Source organism: Pseudonocardia sp. CA-142604, from assembly GCF_050948475.1.
Classification (GTDB): Bacteria; Actinomycetota; Actinomycetes; order Mycobacteriales; family Pseudonocardiaceae; genus Pseudonocardia; species Pseudonocardia alaniniphila.
Map to the genome: position 1 here is coordinate 7296259 of NZ_CP192045.1, position 16533 is coordinate 7312791.

The window sequence follows — 16533 nt, forward strand, 5'->3', positions numbered from 1 at the left end:
TCAGAGGACGGGCAGGTAGGTACGCAGCTCGTACGGGGTGACCTGGCGCCGGTACCCGTCCCACTCCGCCCGCTTGTTGCGCAGGAAGAAGTCGAACACGTGCTCGCCGAGGATCTCCGCGACCAACTCCGAGTGCTCCATCGCCACGAGCGCCTCGGTGAGGTTCTGCGGCAGTGACTCGTAGCCCATCGCTCGGCGCTCGGTCTCGGTGAGCGACCAGACGTCGTCCTCGGTGGGCGGCGGGAGCTCGTAACCCTTCTGCACGCCGGTGAGCCCGGCGCCGAGGATCACCGCGAACGACAGGTAGGGGTTGCAGGCGCTGTCGAGCGTGCGGATCTCCACGCGGCGTGTGGACGCCTTGCCCGGGGAGTACATCGGCACCCGCACCAGCGCGGAGCGGTTGGCGTGGCCCCATGACACCGCAGTGGGCGCCTCGCCTCCGGTGATCAGGCGCTTGTAGGAGTTGACCCACTGGTTGGTGACAGCGCTCATCTCCCGGGCGTGCCGAAGCACCCCCGCCACGAACGCTTTGCCCGTCTCGGAGAGCTCGAACGGGTTGTTCGGGTCGTGGAAGGCGTTGCGGTCGCCCTCGAAGAGCGAGAAGTGCGTGTGCATGGCCGAGCCTGCGTGCGCGGAGAAGGGCTTGGGCATGAAGGACGCCCGCACGCCCTGCATGATCGCGACCTCCTTCACGACGTACCGGAACGTCATGATGTTGTCGGCCATCGTGAGCGCGTCGGCGTAGCGGAGGTCGATCTCCTGCTGCCCGGGGCCACCCTCGTGGTGGCTGAACTCCACGGAGATGCCCATCGACTCCAGCGTCTCGATGGCGTTGCGCCGGAAGTGCGGGGCGATGTCGTGGCTGGCCTGGTCGAAGTAGCCGCCGGAGTCGGCGGGCTGGGGCGGCGACCCGTCGTCGGGCAGGTCACGCAACAGGTAGAACTCGATCTCGGGGTGGACGTAGCAGGTGAAGCCGGCCTCGCCCGCCTTGCTCAGGGCCCGCCGCAGCACGTGCCGCGGGTCGGCCCACGACGGGGAGCCGTCGGGCATCGCGATGTCGCAGAACATCCGGGCCGAGTAGTGCTCGCCGGACTGGCTCTCCCACGGCAGCACCTGGAAGGTGGAGGGGTCGGGTCGCGCGACCATGTCCGACTCGTACACGCGTGCGAAGCCCTCGATCGCGGACCCGTCGAAGCCGATGCCCTCCGCGAACGCCCCCTCGAGCTCCGCCGGGGCCACGGCCACCGACTTGAGATAGCCGAGCACGTCGGTGAACCAGAGGCGCACGAAGCGGATGTCGCGTTCCTCGAGTGTGCGGAGCACGAACTCCTGCTGGCGGTCCATGGGCGACGAGCCTAGGAACGTCGCGTTACAGGCATGTTTCCTCGCTGCTCAGGGCCTGCTAAGTCCAGCACTCGATCAAGCAGGCACCCGCCGTTTCATTCGGCGTCGCCTTGAGGGCGAGGCGCGTTTCACAGAACCCTGCGACGCGCGTGCAGCAAGGCGTTCCTCCAGACGGGCGTGGCGGAACTGATACACGGCGCCCACCTGCCGCAACACACCGCGGCGGTGGGCGTCGTCGAGGAAGCGCATGAGTCGCAACGGGGTGCTGCCCCGGGCAGCCAGCCAGGCGCGGGTGACGACGGACGCACCCCAGGCCCGGGCGAGGCACACCGTGAGACCGACCGCGAGACCGAACACGAGGCCGACCGCGAAGGCCGTGACCGGGTCCGGCGCGGACCGGAAGACCAGACCGCCGATCGCGGCACCCGCGAGTCCGTAGATCACGCTCCCGACCATCCTCATGAGGAAGTGGCCGAGCAGCGCGGCCGCCACCCCACCGGCGAGCACGAGTGCGAGGTCGAAGCGGCCGTCCAGTACCCCGAGAAACCGGGTCTCACGGGAGAAGGCGAAGGCCATCGCGTAGAAGAGGCCGAGCGACACCGTCAAGGACAACGCGAACCACGCGGCGGCCGCCCGGTCGTTCCGCAACACGCTGGCCGGGCTCGACACCCCCCGCACGTCGACCGGGGTACCCAGCCAGACGTGCACCCCGATGGACAGCCCGAAGACCACAGCGAGCAGGCCGATCACCCCGGCCGACAACGACCAGCCGAGCCCCAGGCACACCGCGATCACGACGCCGATCACGAACCTGCGCAGGAATCTGCCGCCGGTGCCCCGCATCCGGAACTCGACGTGCATCGGCCCGGGCCGTCGTCCGACGGCGTGCGCCAGGCAGCCGGCCACTACGAACGACAGGCCGTAGATCGTCCCGACCAGTGGGCCGCCGGCGAGCCAGCCGCTGAGAGCGAACAGCACGGCGGGCGGCAGACCGAGGTACAGGCTGCTGACCAGGCGCGGAACCGATCGGTCGAGCCGCCACCATGCGAGGTTGCGGGCCGGCAGCCGGTGCACGTGCTGGGCGAGGAACGTGAGCCACCGCTCGGCCTGCCGCGGGTCGTAGCTGTGCCCGGACGCCGGGCTTCCGTGGTGTGCAGGCGGGGCAGGCGCTTGCCGGTAGACGGCCGGCAGGTAGGCGTCCAGGAGGTGGCCTTCGATCGCGGCTCTGTCGGGGAACCGGGCAGGGTCGCACAGATCAGCCGGGTTCGAACCGGGATGTGCATAGGCGGTTCGTGCCAGGTCGACCATCAGCGGGGTGCGGAGTGCCTGTGCCGGCGGACCGTCCGGGTTCTGGCGCAGGTGGTCCACGAGGGGCTGCCAGCGGGTCTCACCGAGCCTCCTGCGGGCGGTGAGGAACGCTATGGCGTCCTCGACGACCACCGGTTCGATCTCGACGACGGCCGCGCTGGCCAGCATCGATCCCGCCTGGTTCACGGCGAACTCGTAGTCGGTGCTGCGGCACGTCACCACCAGTGGACGCCCGCCCGCCACCGCCCGGTCGAGTGCGTCGATCGCCGCGGCGTGCAACGCGGGAGGTGTCTCGTCGAGGCCGTCGAGCACCGGGATGATCCTGCCCTCGAGCACGAGCCGGGTGGCGGCGTCCGGGCCGTAGGCGGACCGGTTCGCCAGAGCCGGGTACTCCTCGACGAGCCTGCGGGCCAGCCACCGGTGCAGATGCTCGCGGTGGGGGTTCCACGACGCCAGAGGCAGCAGCACCGGGATCGGCTCGCCGGGAAGTGGGTCGGAGAGCAGCCCCAGGGTGAACAGGATGGCCATCACCGACTTGCCGGCGCCAGGCTCCCCCAGCACCACCAGCTGGCGCGCGGGGATCTGCCGGAACTGTGCGACCACGTCGCCGAGGCCGCCGCACAAGGTCAGGCGATCGGGCCGGGCGCCGTCCGGCCCGTCACCCAGCACGGCGGACGCGACCGCTGCCACCTGCCGTCCCGTGCCCGACCATCTCACCGGAACCGGCTCGGGCCGGTTGAGCGACCGCATCTCGACCTCGACCGTCCACTGCCGGGAGATCGCCGACGCCAGCTCGCCGACCGCCCTGTCGAGACGCTCGTCGCGCGGGCCCGCGAAGGGTTCCTTCGCGGCACCAACCGTCTCGGCCGCCGGTGGGCCCGCCTCGCTCCGGGGCGGCTCGAGCTCCCGGGGCGGTTGGGGCTCACCGGCGAGGATGCGTTCGTGCAGCTGGAGAACCTCGCTGCCGGGATCGATGCCGAGCTCGTCGACGAGGCGCGTGCGCAGCTGATGGAAGACGTTCAGCGCGTCCGCCTGGCGCCCGCCCCGATGCAACGCGAGCATGAGCTGCGCGTGCAGCTTCTCGCGCAGCGGATGCTCCGCGACCAGCTCCATCAGCTCGGCGGCGACGTCCTGGTGCTGCCCGAGCGCGAGCTGCCACTCGACGCACTGCTCGATGGCGCCGAGCCGCTGCTCGTTCAGCAGCGTGACGCGGTTCGCCAGGACGGAGACGCACAGGCCGTCGAGCACGGAGCCGCCCCAGAGCCCCAGAGCCGCGCGGGCCTCCCGAACGGCCTCCGGGAGCCGGCACTCCGCGGCGAGCTGCCGGGCGTCGGAGAGACCGCGGGTGAACCGCAGCAGGTCCAGCTGCTCCTCGGTGACCGCGATCCGGTATCCGGGCCCCTCGGTGACGATGACGTGCCCGCCACCTTTTCCGCTGCCGCCCAGGCGCTCCCGCAACACCGACACGCAGTTCTGCACCTGCTTGACCGCGGTTGCCGGCGGCTCGTCGTCCCAGACCGCCTCGACCAGTTTCGACAGCGGCACCACCGAGTTGGGCGTCAGCAGCAAGGCCGCGATCACCCGCTGATGTCTGGTACTCGGCAACGCCACTCTGTCCCCGTCGTTGGTGACCTCGAGTGTCCCGAGCACGCGGAACTGCAACGCCATGCTTCCCCCCGCACGTCCAGCGCAGTGGATGCTACCGGTAGTAGCCGATCGACCACCGTTTGCGCCGAATTCCGCTAGAAGGACGGCGGAGGGACGCGATGATGACGGCAACTGTCACGGTCGGTCAGCCGCGTCCGCCACGAACGGCGCACGGGTGCGGCGGATCGGTGATTGCCAGTCGTGGGGGGTTGTCAATCACCGTTCCGCACGCAGGTACGGCCCCGGTCAGCCGGCGCGGCACACCGTGTCCACCGGCGGCAACGCACCGTCGATCAGGTACTTCGAGACGGCGTCGTCCACGCACGCCACGCCCTGCAGGGCCACCGTGTGCTGCGTGCCCTCGTAGGTGAGCAGGTTCCCGTGCAACGCCTTCGCGAGGTCCACCCCGGCCTGGTACGGCGTGGCCGGATCCCCCGTCGTCGAGATCACGAGCGTGGCGGGGAGGCCCTGCACCTGCGGCACGTGCGGCTGGCTCGTGGGCGGGCTCGGCCAGAACGCACACGGGTCGAGTGCCGGCACGATGCCGCGCCCGTCGTTACGGAACGGAGCGGCCTCGTTCGCCCGCCGGATCAGCTCGGCCTGCTGAGCCCGGTCGGTGATCCGCTCCTCGTCCACGCAGCTGATGGAGATGAACGCCTCGATGTCGTTGGCGTAGCGGCCGTCGGGGTCGCGGCCGTTGTAGATGTCGGCCAGCCGCAGCAGGATCGTGCCGTCGCCCGACGCCAGCATGGACAGGCCGCGCGAGAGCGCCGGCCACAGCTGGGAGAGGTAGAGCGCCTGGATCGTGCCCGTCACCGCGTCCGGGTAGGACAGCGTGCGGGTGCCGTTCTCGGCCTGCACGGGCTTGTCGATCAGCGGACGGGTCAGCGCCTGGAACGCCGTGGTCGCCTGGGCGGGATCAGTGCCGAGCGGGCAGTTCGGCTGACGCGCGCAGTCGGCGGCGAAGGCGTCGAACGCCTGCTGGAACCCCGCGTTCTGCTTCACGGTGCGGTCCACCGTGGTCTCGGTCGGGTCCAGCGCGCCGTCGAGCACGAGCGCCCGCACGTTCTGCGGGAACGCCTCCGCGTAGGCGGAGCCGATGCGCGTGCCGTAGGAGAAGCCGAGGTAGGTGAGCTTCTCGTCGCCGAGCGCCGCACGCAGGATGTCGAGGTCCTTGACGACGTCACGCGTGCCGACGTTCGACAGCACCTCGGGTCCGCCGGACCGCTCGCTGCACCGCTCCGCGTACTGCCGGTTCTCGGCCTCGGTCTGGTCGACCCCCGCGGGCGACGGGTCGACGTCCAGGTCGGCCCGTTCCGCCTCCCACTCCGCGTCGTTCAGGCAGTCGAGGGCGGGCCGGCTCGCGCCCACGCCACGCGGGTCGAACCCGACGAGGTCGAAGCGCTGGTTCAGCGGGCTCTGGGCGACCCGGCTGGACAGCGACGCGGCTGCGCTCGTCCCCGACGCGCCGGGGCCGCCGGGGTTGATGACGAGCGACCCGATCCGCTCCCCGGTCGCCCGTTGCCGCAGAACCGCGATCTGCGCCGTCCGGCCGCCCGGATCGGCGTAGTCGAGCGGCACCTCCAGACGGGCGCACTCGAACTTCGGGTCGGCGAAGGCCTCCCGGTCACTCGCCGACACAGCGAAGTCCGCGCACGGTCCCCAGGAGAGCTGCTGCTCGTAGAAGCGGGCCAGCTGTGCCTGCTGGTCGGGGCCGCCCGGACCAGCCGTGCCGGTCGTCGACTGGGTGCACGCCACCAACAGCAGGGCGGCGCAACACAATGCTGCGACGAATGTGGTCGATCTGATGCGGTCTGACACCGCGCCAGCATGCCAGCGCCGGATCGTCCTGTATCTCCCCCCGTCCGAGCCTCACCCGGCCTCACGCCACCCGCGTGTGAACTCCATCCCAGAGCCGCTGCGGCGGGGCTTCGCAATGTCACGCTTTGTTCACCAGCACGTGACGACCCGGGGACCCCCAGCGGGCCTCGAGGGAGGACGGACGATGATGTCGCAGCAGCCCACCACGCAGATTCCGACCGCCGCCACCTCTGGCGAGGTACAGCCGCCTTACCGCTCGGGACCGGCCCCCACGACGGGCAAGCCGAAGCGGACCCGCGTCCACCACCTGCGTGAGATGAAGGAGCGCGGCGAGCGCTGGCCCATGCTCACCGCCTACGACATGTACTCCGCCGAGATCTTCGACGAGGCCGGCATCCCCGTTCTTCTCGTCGGTGACTCGGCCGCCAACAACGTCTACGGCTACGACACCACGCTGCCGGTCACCGTCGACGAGCTGATCCCGCTCGTCCGGGCCGTCGTGCGCGGCGCCAGGTCCGCGCTCGTGGTGGCCGACCTGCCGTTCGGCAGCTACCAGATCGGCCCGGAGCAGGCGCTCTCCACCGGCTTCCGTTTCCTGAAGGAGGGCGGCGCGCACGCCGTCAAGCTCGAGGGCGGCGCCCGGTTCGCCCCGCAGGTCGAGGCGCTCGTCGGAGCCGGCATCCCGGTGATGGCCCACCTGGGGTTCACGCCGCAGAGCGAGCACGCGCTCGGCGGGTACCGGATCCAGGGGCGCGGCGACTCGGGTGAGCGGCTGGTGGACGACGCGTTGGCACTACAGGCCGCAGGGGCGTTCTCGGTGGTGCTGGAGATGGTGCCCGCGGACGTCGCCAAGCGGGTGACGGCCGAGCTCGTGATCCCGACGATCGGGATCGGCGCCGGCCCGGACACCGACGCCCAGGTGCTCGTGTGGTCGGACATGGCCGGGATGAACCGCGGGCGCAAGCCGCGGTTCGTCAAGCAGTACGCCGACCTCGGCGGAGTCCTGCTGGACGCCGCGAGGCGGTTCGGTGACGACGTGCGCGGCGGGGAGTACCCCGACGCTGCGCACTCGTACAGCTGAGACCTCCCGCACGGGCGCGGGGCCCCGCGGCCGCGCCCGTGCGGTGAGCCATTCCGCGGCGACGAGAACACGAACGCGCGACCGATGAGTTCCGGGGGCGTCGTGGGTCTGAACCCACGTACCCAGGATGGTTCGCGAGTCTCGGCGGGGTGATCCGCGGGCATCCGTACCCGCTGCGCGAGTCGCCCGGAGGAGTTGCACGAGTCGCTCGGATGATCCGGCGACTCAGGCAGGAATCTCGGGCGACTCGCGGAGCTTCCTCGCAGGTCAGATCAGGCCAGGTCAGAGCGGGTGGTTCACGCGCCGGGACGGCGCAGGCCGGCGACACGCTCGCCGGCCTCGTACCGGGCGAGCATCTCGGCGGCGGGGCATTCCCTGCCCGCCCAGCGCTCCCGCAGCCGATCGAGCCGGGCCAGGTCGTCATCGCGGCCGGCGAGCGCCGCTGCTGCCGCGTCGAGGAGCGCTCCCGTGCCGGCGTGCACGTCGTCGTCGCCCAGCCCGGCCACCGCGACGTGCTGGTGGAGCTCGGCGTCCGGGGTGGTGCGGCGCCCGGGCAGCGTCTCGTCCAGCACGAGCCCCGTGAGCCAGCTGAGCAGCTCCCCGTACAGCTCGAGGTCGGGACAGGCGTCGAAGGCCTTGAACTCGATGCGCCCCACCTCGGCCGGGAGCCGCGCCGGCTGTGTGAGCGACGGGTCGGCCTCCACCTGCTCGTCGCCGTCGCCGAGGAACACGAGCACCGCCGGACGCACCCCGGTGCGGATCGCCGTGCGTGCCGAGAGGCCACCCCAGGGCCCCCCGTCGCGGAACGGTGACGAGAACGACAGCGGCACGAGCCACGGGCTGTAGTACGTCAGCTTGCGGCCGACGTCGACCAGGGCGGCGGTGTCGAGCGAGGTGCAGGAGAGGTTCAGGTCCGGCCCGTAGGTCGACATGTGCAGGTGCGCGGTGCGCTCCTCCGGCGAGCCGAGCCGGTGGCGGCGCTCCCACTCGTTGAGCGGCGGCTCGATGACGTACTCCGAGCGCACGGGGTTGAACGCGATCACCGTGCTGCGCAGCTGCGAGGTGGCGAGCGCGTCGTCGAGCCGGGCCACGTCCTTCTGGACAGCGCTGACCGCCGCGTCGACGGAGGGGTGGATCCGGGTGCGGATCTCGATGCCCTTGGGGTCGCACCGCACCAGCTGCCCGTCGGTGTCGAACCGCTCGTAGCCCTCGACGTACCACCGCTTGCGCTTGATCCCCTGGTCCCCGATGCGCAGGTCGGGGTAGTCGGAGGGGTCCTCCGGGAGTGCGTCGACGACGGCCTGCAGCTCGTCGAACGAGGTGTCGGTGTAGTCGGCGAAGCTGCCATCGAGGTGGAGCAGCGCACACTCGTGCTCGATTCCGTAGCGGAACTGCACCGGTCGGCCTCCAGGATCTGGGTGGTCCACATGCGGAAGAAATAAGGCTAGCCTTACAGCAACTCTCACGGTCGGAGGTGTCGGTGAGCGGTGCGGATCCGCTGTCAGTACTGCGTGATCGGCGATCGAGGGCTGCGCTGGCCTTGCCCGCCCCACCCCGCGAGACGCTACAAGAGATTCTGGTCGCCGCATGCTCCGCGCCCGACCACGCGCGCCTTCGTCCGTGGCGGTTCATCGTGGTCGAGGAGACGGCACGGGAGGCTCTCGGCGACGCCTTCGCGGCGGCCCACGCCGAGCGCGATCCGAACGCCGGTCCCGATGATCTGCGCCGCACCCGCGTGAAGGCGCTGCGCGCCCCGTTGATCGTCGTGGTCGTGTCGGCGCCGCGGGAGCACCCGAAGGTCCCCTTGTGGGAGCAGCGCGCCTCAGCGGCCTGCGTGGCGTACGGCGTCGTGCTCGCCGCCCACGTCCGCGGTGTCGGGGCGATGTGGCGCACCGGGTGGTACGGCGACGCGCCGAAGGTGCGTGCCCACCTCGGGCTCGACGACGGCGAAGAAGTGATGGGCTGGGTCTACCTCGGCACACCGGCGGGCGCCGAGCCCGCGCCGCGTCCGGCAGCCGAGCCGCCCGTCACCTGGCTCGGCTGAGCTCCCGCATCGGCCGATACCGACGACCGGTCGCGGGGAGAACGGATCCTCCCCGCGACCGTCACGGCCTCGCCGGTCAGAGCCAGCGCGGCAGCGCCGGGAGCTTCCCGCCGTCGATGCAGCGCAGCGGCCTGCCCGTGCTGCGGCCGAGCAGCCACGCCACCAGCTCGGGAGCAGGCCCGGTGACGGTCACCGGGTCGGGCACGTCGCGGGTGTTCCAGGAACGCTCAGGGGCGACCAGACGAAGGCCGGGGCAGTCGGTCTTCTCCCCCATCATCGACGCCACCTCGGTGAGCAGCTCCGCGAGCATCGGCGCCGGCAGGTCGGCGAACGACGCCCCGACGTCGAGGTCGACGGCGTGGATCCACATCTCGCGCGCCCGCATCCAGGGGATCTCGGACGCCGGGATCTCCCGGCCCTGCACGTTCGTGACCCTCGCCGACCACGCCTCGCGCGGCATCTTCCGCACGACCTGGGCCAGCCGGTCCGATGACGTGACGACGTCGTCACGGATCTCGGCGGGCTTGCGGGCTGCGCCGGCCTCGATGTCGGCGCTGCGCTGCTCCAGGCTGGTGTAGGCAGGGGTGCGCACGCCGGTGCGGGCCCAGGTGAGCAGGTTGACCATGCCGTCGGCGCTGCGGGCGAGGTGCGTCAGCACATGCGCCCGGCTCCAACCCGGCAGGGCCGACGGCGCCGCGAAGGCGTCGTCGCCCATCCGCGTCATCAGCCCACGTAGGTGCGCTGCGCCGTCGGCCGCCCACGCGAGGCTGTTGGTCAGCGACCGCGGGCTCGTGCCGATGTTGGCCGGACTGGTCATGGCATCGGCTCGAGGCGGCACGTGTTGCGGCACTCGCCGACCCCGGCCACCGTGGTGACGACCTTCGCGCCGTCGGTCAGGTAGCGCGGAGGCTTGCGGGCGTGGCCGACGCCGCCGGGCGTGCCGGTGGCGATCACGTCGCCGGGGTTCAGCGTCATGATCGTGGACAGGTAGACCACGAGGTCCACCGGGTTGAACACGAGCTCGGCGGTGCTGGAGCTCTGCAGCGTCTCCCCGTCGACGACGGTGGTGACCTCCAGGCCGCCGTCCGGCACCTCGTCGGGCGTGACCAGCCAGGGGCCCAGCGGCGTGGTCTTCTCGAAGGTCTTGCCCTGCAGGAACTGCGAGGTGCGGCTCTGGTAGTCGCGCACGCTCACGTCGTTGAGCACCGTGTAGCCCGCGATCGCCGCCTCGGCCTGCTCAGGCGTCGCGTGCCGGACCGGACGGCCGATCACGACGGTGAACTCGACCTCCCAGTCGATCTTCTCCGACACCCTCGGCAGGATGATGTCGTCGTAGGCGCCGACCAGCGACGGGGCGTACTTCGCGAACAGGGTGGGGTAGTCGGGCATCTCGTGGCCCATCTCCCGCACGTGGTCGCGGTAGTTCAGCCCGACGCAGATGATCTTCTCGGGGGACGGCACCAGCGGCGCGTAGTCCAGGCCCTCCAGAGGGTGCGACGGACCGGCCGCGTTGGCCGCATGCGCAGCCCAGTCGGGGCGCTCCAGCAGCGCCCGCACATCGGCCTCGCCCGTCTCGACGGCTGCATTGGCATCCACCCGGACCGCGCGGTTCCCGGTCGCCGTGCGGATCGTCGCCAGCCTCATCGCGTCTCCTCACCTGTCGTCACGGTGCGAGTCTCGCCGAGCGCCGTGGCGACCACACTTTCGGGGGGCGTGCATCGCCGTGGAGTACCCACATAGGGCTTCAGAGGTTCACGTAGAGGGCACTTTCGAAGGCGTTGTACACCGCGAGAGCCTCCTCGGGGACGAACGGCAGTGACTGACTGTAGATCGCACCCGTGACCCCCGTGGTGCGGTCGACCCAGAAGTGGGTGTTCATCAGCCCGGCCCAGGCGCCGCTGCCGGCCCGGCGCATCCCCGGCACGTCAGCGGTGTTGAGCAGCAGCCCGTAGCCCCACTTGCAGCCCGGGCCCGGATTGAACCCGTGAGACGAACGAGGGTCCGCGGTGTCGATCGAGGCCGGGAAGTCCAGGTCCCCGATCTGGTTGGTGAACGCCGCCTCCACCGTGGCCGGCTTCAGGATCGTGGCGTCCTCGAACGTGCCCCCGCCCAGCAGGGCCCGCTGGAACTTCAGGTAGTCGCGCGGGGTCGAGTAGAGCCCGTGCCCGCCCGCCCAGAAGTCCGGTGTGGCCGGGAGGATCTCTCCGATGTCGGTCCAACGGCCGTCCTCGCCCTTGACATGGACCGCGGCGGTGTTCGCCCGCTGCGCGTCGGTGGGCGCGAACGAGGTCTCCCGCATCCCGAGCGGGCCGGTGATGCCCTGCGCGATCGCCACATCCAGGGTCGTCCCGGACGCCGCCTCGATGACCCGGCCCAGCCAGTCCGTGTTGATCCCGTACTCGTAGCGGGTGCCCGGGTCGGCCACCAGCGGCGCGGTGAACGCGATGTCCTTGCCGGACGTGACGGTCGGAGTGCCGGTCAGCTCCTGCCAGCGGGCGACGTCGGCGTTCCAGAACCAGTAGCTCAGGCCGCTGGTGTGCGTGACGAGGTGCCGCACCGTGGCCCGGCTCGCCGGGGCCCGCAGCCGGGGCGTGTCCCCTTCGAAGCCCTCCAGCACCTGTACCTCGGCGAACTCCGGGCGATACGCCTCCACCGGCGCGTCAAGGTCCAGGGCGCCCTGCTCCACCAACTGCAGCGCGGCCACCGTGGCCACCATCTTGGTCATCGACATGATCCGGAAATGGGTGTCGGGCGACACCTGATCGGTGCCGCCTGCCACCCGGGGGCCTGCCGCCCCTTCGTAGATCACCCCGTCACGGTCGGCCGCGATCGCCACCGCGTTGGGCATCGCCCCGGACTCGACCCCGTCACGCAGCACCGCGTCGATCGCCGAGGCATCGATGGTCGAGCTCACCGGCAGCTCCTCCCCGTCCGGATGTGTGTCACTCCGGTCACACTGTGGAGCGATCAGCCGACGCGGTCACGCACAAACGCACCGCGCCCTATCCGGACGGGGAGGAGCCGGGCAGAACTCAGATCTCGCCGCCCTCCACGACCTCGCCACCCGGGCGAACGGGCAGCGAGGCGAAGGCTGCCGGCGGCTCGCGCCAGAGATCGGCAGGGTGCCCGCTACGGGCGTCCTGGACCGCCCGCCACACCCGCTCCGGGGTGCACGGGAGGTCGACGTGCCGCACGCCGAGCGGGCGCAGCGCGTCCACCACCGCGTTCTGCACGGCAGGTGTGGCGCCGACCGTGGCGGACTCGCCGATCCCCTTGGCGCCCAACGGGTTCATCGGTGTGGGCGTCTCGGTGTTGGCGGTCTCGAACGTGAAGAGGTCGGCCGCGCTCGGCATCCGGTAGTCGGCCAGCGTGCCGGTGAGCGGCTGCCCCTCGGAGTCGTAGACGATCTCCTCGTACAACGCCTGCGCGATGCCCTGCGCGAGGCCGCCGTGCTGCTGCCCGTTGACGAGCAGCGGGTTGAGGATGCGCCCGCAGTCGTCCACCGCGACGTGCCGCCGCGGCGTCACCCGGCCGGTCTCGGTGTCGACCTCGACCACCGACACGTGCGCCCCGAACGGGAACGTGGCACCTTCCTGGCGGAAGTCGAGCGCGGCCGCGAGCTGCGCGCCGTCGTTCTCCGCCGCGCCCGCCACCTGCGCCCAGGTGAGCGTCACCGACGGCACACCGGCCACGCCGAACTCGCCGTCCTCGGTGAGCTGCACGTCGTCGACCGACGCCTCGAGCATCGCCGCGGCGCGCCGCCTCGCCTGCTCCAGCACGTCCTCGGCCGCGGCACGCACGGCGTTGCCGCCCATCTGCAGCGACCTCGAACCACCCGTCCCACCACCGCGCGGAACGGCCGCGGTGTCGGACTGCACGAAGCGGATCTTCTCCATCGGGATGCCGAGGCGGTCGCTGGCGAGCATGGCGAACGCCGTCGGGTGGCCCTGGCCGTGGCCGGACGTGCCCGCCGAGATCGTGGCCGAGCCGTCGGCGTGCACGGTGACCGAGCCGAACTCGGTGCCGCCGCCACCCGCGGTGATCTCGACGTACACGCTCACGCCGATGCCGAGCATCACCGGGTCGCCCGCCTCCCGGCGGGTGGCCTGCTCCTCGCGGACCTTCTCGTAGTCGACGAGCCGCAGCGCCTCCCGAAGCGGGAGGTCGTAGTCGCCGATGTCGTAGTGGGCACCGGGGATCGTCTTGTAGGGGAACTCGGTCGGCTGGATGAAGTTGCGCCGGCGGATCTCCACCGGGTCGAGGCCGAGCTCGTCGGCCGCGAGATCCATCATCCGCTCGAGGTAAGCCGTGGCCTCCGGGCGCCCGGCTCCCCGGAAGGCACCGACCGGCGTGGTGTTGGTGAGCGCCGCGGCTGCGTCGAACCCGATCTTCGGCGTCCGGTAGACGCCTTGGCTCATCAGGTATGTCGGGCCCATCACCAGGCCGCCGTTGAACCCGGCGTAGGCGCCGGCGTCGGCCACCACCCGGGCCCGCATGCCGGTGATGGCGCCCTCACGGGTGAGCCCGAGCTCGTAGTACCCCACCTGCGCGCGGCCGTGCGGCATCGAGACGAGGTTCTCCGAGCGGGTCTCCACCCACGTGACCGGCCGGCCGAGGGCGCGCGCCGCCCCGATCACGACGGTGTGCTCGGCGAGGAGACCCGCCTTGCCGCCGAAACCACCGCCCACGTGCGGGGTGATCACCCGCACGCGGTCGGCCTCGAGTCCGAGAACAGCGGACGTCTGGTTGCGGAAGCCGTGCGGCATCTGGGTGGACACCCAGATCGTCAGCTCGTCGTTCGCGCCCTCCTCGCCCCACGGGCCGGGGAGTACGGCGATCGCGTTGCCCTCCATGGGCATCACCGCGAGTCGCTGGTTGACCATCCGCGCGCGGACGACCACCTCGGCGTCGGCGAGCGGGTCGTTGTCGGAGCGGGCGCCCGCCGCGATGTTGCTTCCCAGATCCGGGAACTGCGGCTCGGAGGCGGGATCCAGCGCGGCCTCCAGGTCGACCACGGCAGGGAGCGGGTCGTAGTCGACCTCGACGAGCTCGGCCGCGTCGACGGCGGCGGCCTTCGTCTCGCCGATCACGACCGCCACCGCCTCTCCGACGAAGCGCACACGGTCGGTGGCGAGCGGCGGGCGGGGGAGGTCGGGGTTGACGACCATGAGCCCGTGGTGGGCGGGGAGGCCGAGATCGGCAGCGGTGAAGACCGCGACGACCCCGGGAGCGGCCTTCGCCTCGGTGGTGTCGATCCCGACGATCCGGGCATGGGCCAGCGGCGAACGGACGAAAGCGGCGTGCAGGACGCCATCGAGGGCGAGATTCCCGACATAGGTGCTCGCACCGGTGATCAGTTGAAGGTCTTCCACTCGGCGGACGGAGGTGCCGAGAATCGATCCAGCCATGGCGCTGACCCTACGGATATCTGATTAGCCATGGCCACAAGTTGACGTTCCGGGCTGCACGGGAGAAGGTCTCAGGGCGTGCTTGCGCGGTCGGCCCGTCCGTTCGCGCGTCCCCGGGGGGTCGGACTGGTCGGGGGCCGGTCCGGCCTCCCGACCTACGCCAACCTCACCCGGTCACCGCCGCGCTGTTACTTTCGGTGCGTGCCCGAGTTCCGCCACACCGACGTGCTTCCCCTCGGCCCCGACGACACGGAATACCGCCGTCTCGACCTTCCACCGGGCCGGGTCATCGAGGCCGCGGGTCGCACCTTCCTGGACATCGACCCCACCACGATCACCGCGCTCGTGCGCGAGGCCGTGCACGACATCCAGCACATGCTGCGCCCGTCGCACCTTGCCCAGCTGCGCGCCATCGTCGACGACCCCGAGGCGTCGCCCAACGACCGGTTCGTGGCCACCGACCTGTTGCGCAACGCGTGCGTCTCGGCGGGCGGCGTGCTCCCGATGTGCCAGGACACGGGCACCGCGATCGTCATCGGCAAGCGCACCGAGACGGTGCTGACCGGCGGCAACGACGAGGAGGCCGTCTCGCGCGGCATCTTCGAGGCCTACGACGAGCTCAACCTGCGCTACTCGCAGATGGCACCCACGTCGTTCTGGGACGAGAAGAACACCGGCACCAACCTCCCGGCCCAGGTCGAGCTCTACAGCGCTCCGGGCCAGGCGCCGAAGTACGAGTTCCTGGTGATGGCCAAGGGGGGCGGCTCGGCCAACAAGACGTTCCTCTACCAGGAGACCAAGGCGCTGCTGAACCCGAAGAAGCTCGCCGGCTTCCTCGACGAGAAGCTGCGCTCGCTCGGCACCTCGGCCTGCCCGCCCTACCACCTCGCGATCGTGGTCGGCGGGATGTCCGCCGAGTACACGCTCAAGGTCGCCAAGCTCGCCTCCGCGCGCTACCTCGACACGCTCCCCGACGCCGGTTCCGACATCGGCCACGCGTTCCGCGACCGCGACCTCGAGCAGCAGGTCCTCGAGCTCACCCGCGAGTTCGGCATCGGCGCCCAGTTCGGCGGCAAGTACTTCTGCCACGACGTGCGCGTCATCCGGTTGCCCCGCCACGGCGCGTCGCTCCCGGTGGGCATCGCGGTGTCGTGCTCGGCCGACCGGCAGGCCAAGGCCAAGATCACGCCGGAGGGTGTCTTCCTGGAGCAGCTCGAGCGCGACCCCGCGAGCTACCTCCCCGAGACCACGTCCGAGGACCTCTCCGAAGAGGTCGTGCACGTCGACCTGAACCGGCCGATGGACGAGATCCGCGCACAGCTCTCGTCGCTGCCGGTGAAGACACGTGTCTCGCTCACCGGCCCGCTCGTCGTGGCGCGCGACATCGCGCACGCGAAGATCGCGGAACGGCTGGAGGCCGGCGAGCCCATGCCCGAGTACCTGCGCAACCACCCCGTCTACTACGCCGGGCCCGCCAAGACGCCCGAGGGCTACGCCTCCGGTTCGTTCGGGCCCACCACGGCGGGCCGCATGGACTCTTACGTCGAGCAGTTCCAGGCCGCAGGCGGCTCGCTGGTGATGCTCGCGAAGGGCAACCGGTCGAAGCAGGTCACCACCTCCTGCGCCACCTACGGAGGGTTCTACCTCGGCTCGATCGGTGGCCCGGCCGCCCGGCTCGCCCAGGACTGCATCCGCAAGGTCGACGTCCTGGAGTATCCCGAGCTCGGCATGGAAGCGGTGTGGAAGATCGAGGTGGAGGACTTCCCGGCGTTCGTCGTGGTGGACGACAAGGGCAACGACTTCTTCGCCGGGGTCAGCCAGCCGACGCTGCAGGTGTCTTTCCGGCGGTGACCGCCCGCACCGTGTAGCGGTCGGGGGCT

The 16533-nt window shown here is 71.1% G+C and carries 11 protein-coding genes; 3 read left to right on the top strand and 8 right to left on the bottom strand.

Going from position 1 to position 16533, the window contains the following annotated elements:
- From glnA to ACQPZQ_RS33100, 3 genes are all read right to left on the bottom strand, one after another.
- Entirely contained in the window at window positions 1–1344 is a 1344-nt protein-coding gene (glnA, locus tag ACQPZQ_RS33090) for a type I glutamate--ammonia ligase (RefSeq protein WP_344717788.1), read from the bottom strand.
- 75 nt (window positions 1345–1419) lie between these two features.
- The gene (locus ACQPZQ_RS33095; RefSeq protein WP_433287367.1) at window positions 1420–4320 is read right to left on the bottom strand and encodes a BTAD domain-containing putative transcriptional regulator; all 2901 of its coding nucleotides are present in this window, start codon (window positions 4318–4320) and stop codon (window positions 1420–1422) included.
- Window positions 4321–4545: 225 nt separating this feature from the next.
- A complete protein-coding gene (locus ACQPZQ_RS33100; RefSeq protein ID WP_433287369.1) occupies window positions 4546–6120 on the bottom strand; it encodes an alpha/beta hydrolase in 1575 nt (524 codons plus the stop codon).
- A gap of 184 nt (window positions 6121–6304) precedes the next feature.
- Between ACQPZQ_RS33100 and panB the strand changes: the two genes are divergently transcribed.
- A complete protein-coding gene (panB, locus tag ACQPZQ_RS33105) occupies window positions 6305–7201 on the top strand; it encodes a 3-methyl-2-oxobutanoate hydroxymethyltransferase (protein ID WP_433287371.1) in 897 nt (298 codons plus the stop codon).
- Between the two features lie 296 nt (window positions 7202–7497).
- Here the strand turns inward: panB and ACQPZQ_RS33110 are convergent, their stop codons facing one another.
- Window positions 7498–8598: a glutamate-cysteine ligase family protein gene (locus ACQPZQ_RS33110; RefSeq protein ID WP_433287373.1), complete on the bottom strand. Its 1101-nt coding sequence runs from the start codon at window positions 8596–8598 to the stop codon at window positions 7498–7500.
- Window positions 8599–8681: 83 nt separating this feature from the next.
- On the opposite strand from ACQPZQ_RS33110, the gene ACQPZQ_RS33115 reads away from it, so the two are divergent.
- Entirely contained in the window at window positions 8682–9245 is a 564-nt protein-coding gene (locus ACQPZQ_RS33115) for a nitroreductase family protein (RefSeq protein WP_433287375.1), read from the top strand.
- Between the two features lie 76 nt (window positions 9246–9321).
- Here ACQPZQ_RS33115 and ACQPZQ_RS33120 read toward each other — a convergent pair whose 3' ends face one another.
- From ACQPZQ_RS33120 to ACQPZQ_RS33135, 4 genes are all read right to left on the bottom strand, one after another.
- Window positions 9322–10062 carry a maleylpyruvate isomerase family mycothiol-dependent enzyme gene (locus tag ACQPZQ_RS33120; protein ID WP_433287377.1) on the bottom strand — a complete coding sequence of 247 codons (741 nt, stop codon included), beginning with the start codon at window positions 10060–10062 and terminating at the stop codon, window positions 9322–9324.
- The gene (locus ACQPZQ_RS33125; protein WP_433287378.1) at window positions 10059–10889 is read right to left on the bottom strand and encodes a fumarylacetoacetate hydrolase family protein; all 831 of its coding nucleotides are present in this window, start codon (window positions 10887–10889) and stop codon (window positions 10059–10061) included. The genes ACQPZQ_RS33120 and ACQPZQ_RS33125 overlap by 4 nt, the downstream gene beginning before the upstream one ends.
- A 100-nt stretch (window positions 10890–10989) precedes the next feature.
- Window positions 10990–12159: a serine hydrolase domain-containing protein gene (locus ACQPZQ_RS33130; protein WP_433287380.1), complete on the bottom strand. Its 1170-nt coding sequence runs from the start codon at window positions 12157–12159 to the stop codon at window positions 10990–10992.
- A gap of 118 nt (window positions 12160–12277) precedes the next feature.
- Window positions 12278–14653 carry a xanthine dehydrogenase family protein molybdopterin-binding subunit gene (locus ACQPZQ_RS33135; protein ID WP_433287382.1) on the bottom strand — a complete coding sequence of 792 codons (2376 nt, stop codon included), beginning with the start codon at window positions 14651–14653 and terminating at the stop codon, window positions 12278–12280.
- A 201-nt stretch (window positions 14654–14854) separates the two neighbouring features.
- Between ACQPZQ_RS33135 and ACQPZQ_RS33140 the strand changes: the two genes are divergently transcribed.
- On the top strand, window positions 14855–16504 hold the full coding sequence (locus tag ACQPZQ_RS33140; RefSeq protein ID WP_433287384.1) for a fumarate hydratase: 1650 nt from the start codon (window positions 14855–14857) through the stop codon (window positions 16502–16504).
- Window positions 16505–16533: the final 29 nt, after the last annotated feature.

What these genes read in the sequence shown, in the direction of transcription:
- ACQPZQ_RS33120 (WP_433287377.1), bottom strand. Translation starts at nt 10,062, where the DNA reads ATGACCAGTCCGGCCAACATCGGCACGAGCCCGCGGTCGCTGACCAAC.
- ACQPZQ_RS33135 (WP_433287382.1), bottom strand. Translation starts at nt 14,653, where the DNA reads ATGGCTGGATCGATTCTCGGCACCTCCGTCCGCCGAGTGGAAGACCTT.
- glnA (WP_344717788.1), bottom strand. Translation starts at nt 1,344, where the DNA reads ATGGACCGCCAGCAGGAGTTCGTGCTCCGCACACTCGAGGAACGCGAC.
- ACQPZQ_RS33125 (WP_433287378.1), bottom strand. Translation starts at nt 10,889, where the DNA reads ATGAGGCTGGCGACGATCCGCACGGCGACCGGGAACCGCGCGGTCCGG.
- ACQPZQ_RS33095 (WP_433287367.1), bottom strand. Translation starts at nt 4,320, where the DNA reads ATGGCGTTGCAGTTCCGCGTGCTCGGGACACTCGAGGTCACCAACGAC.
- panB (WP_433287371.1), top strand. Translation starts at nt 6,305, where the DNA reads ATGATGTCGCAGCAGCCCACCACGCAGATTCCGACCGCCGCCACCTCT.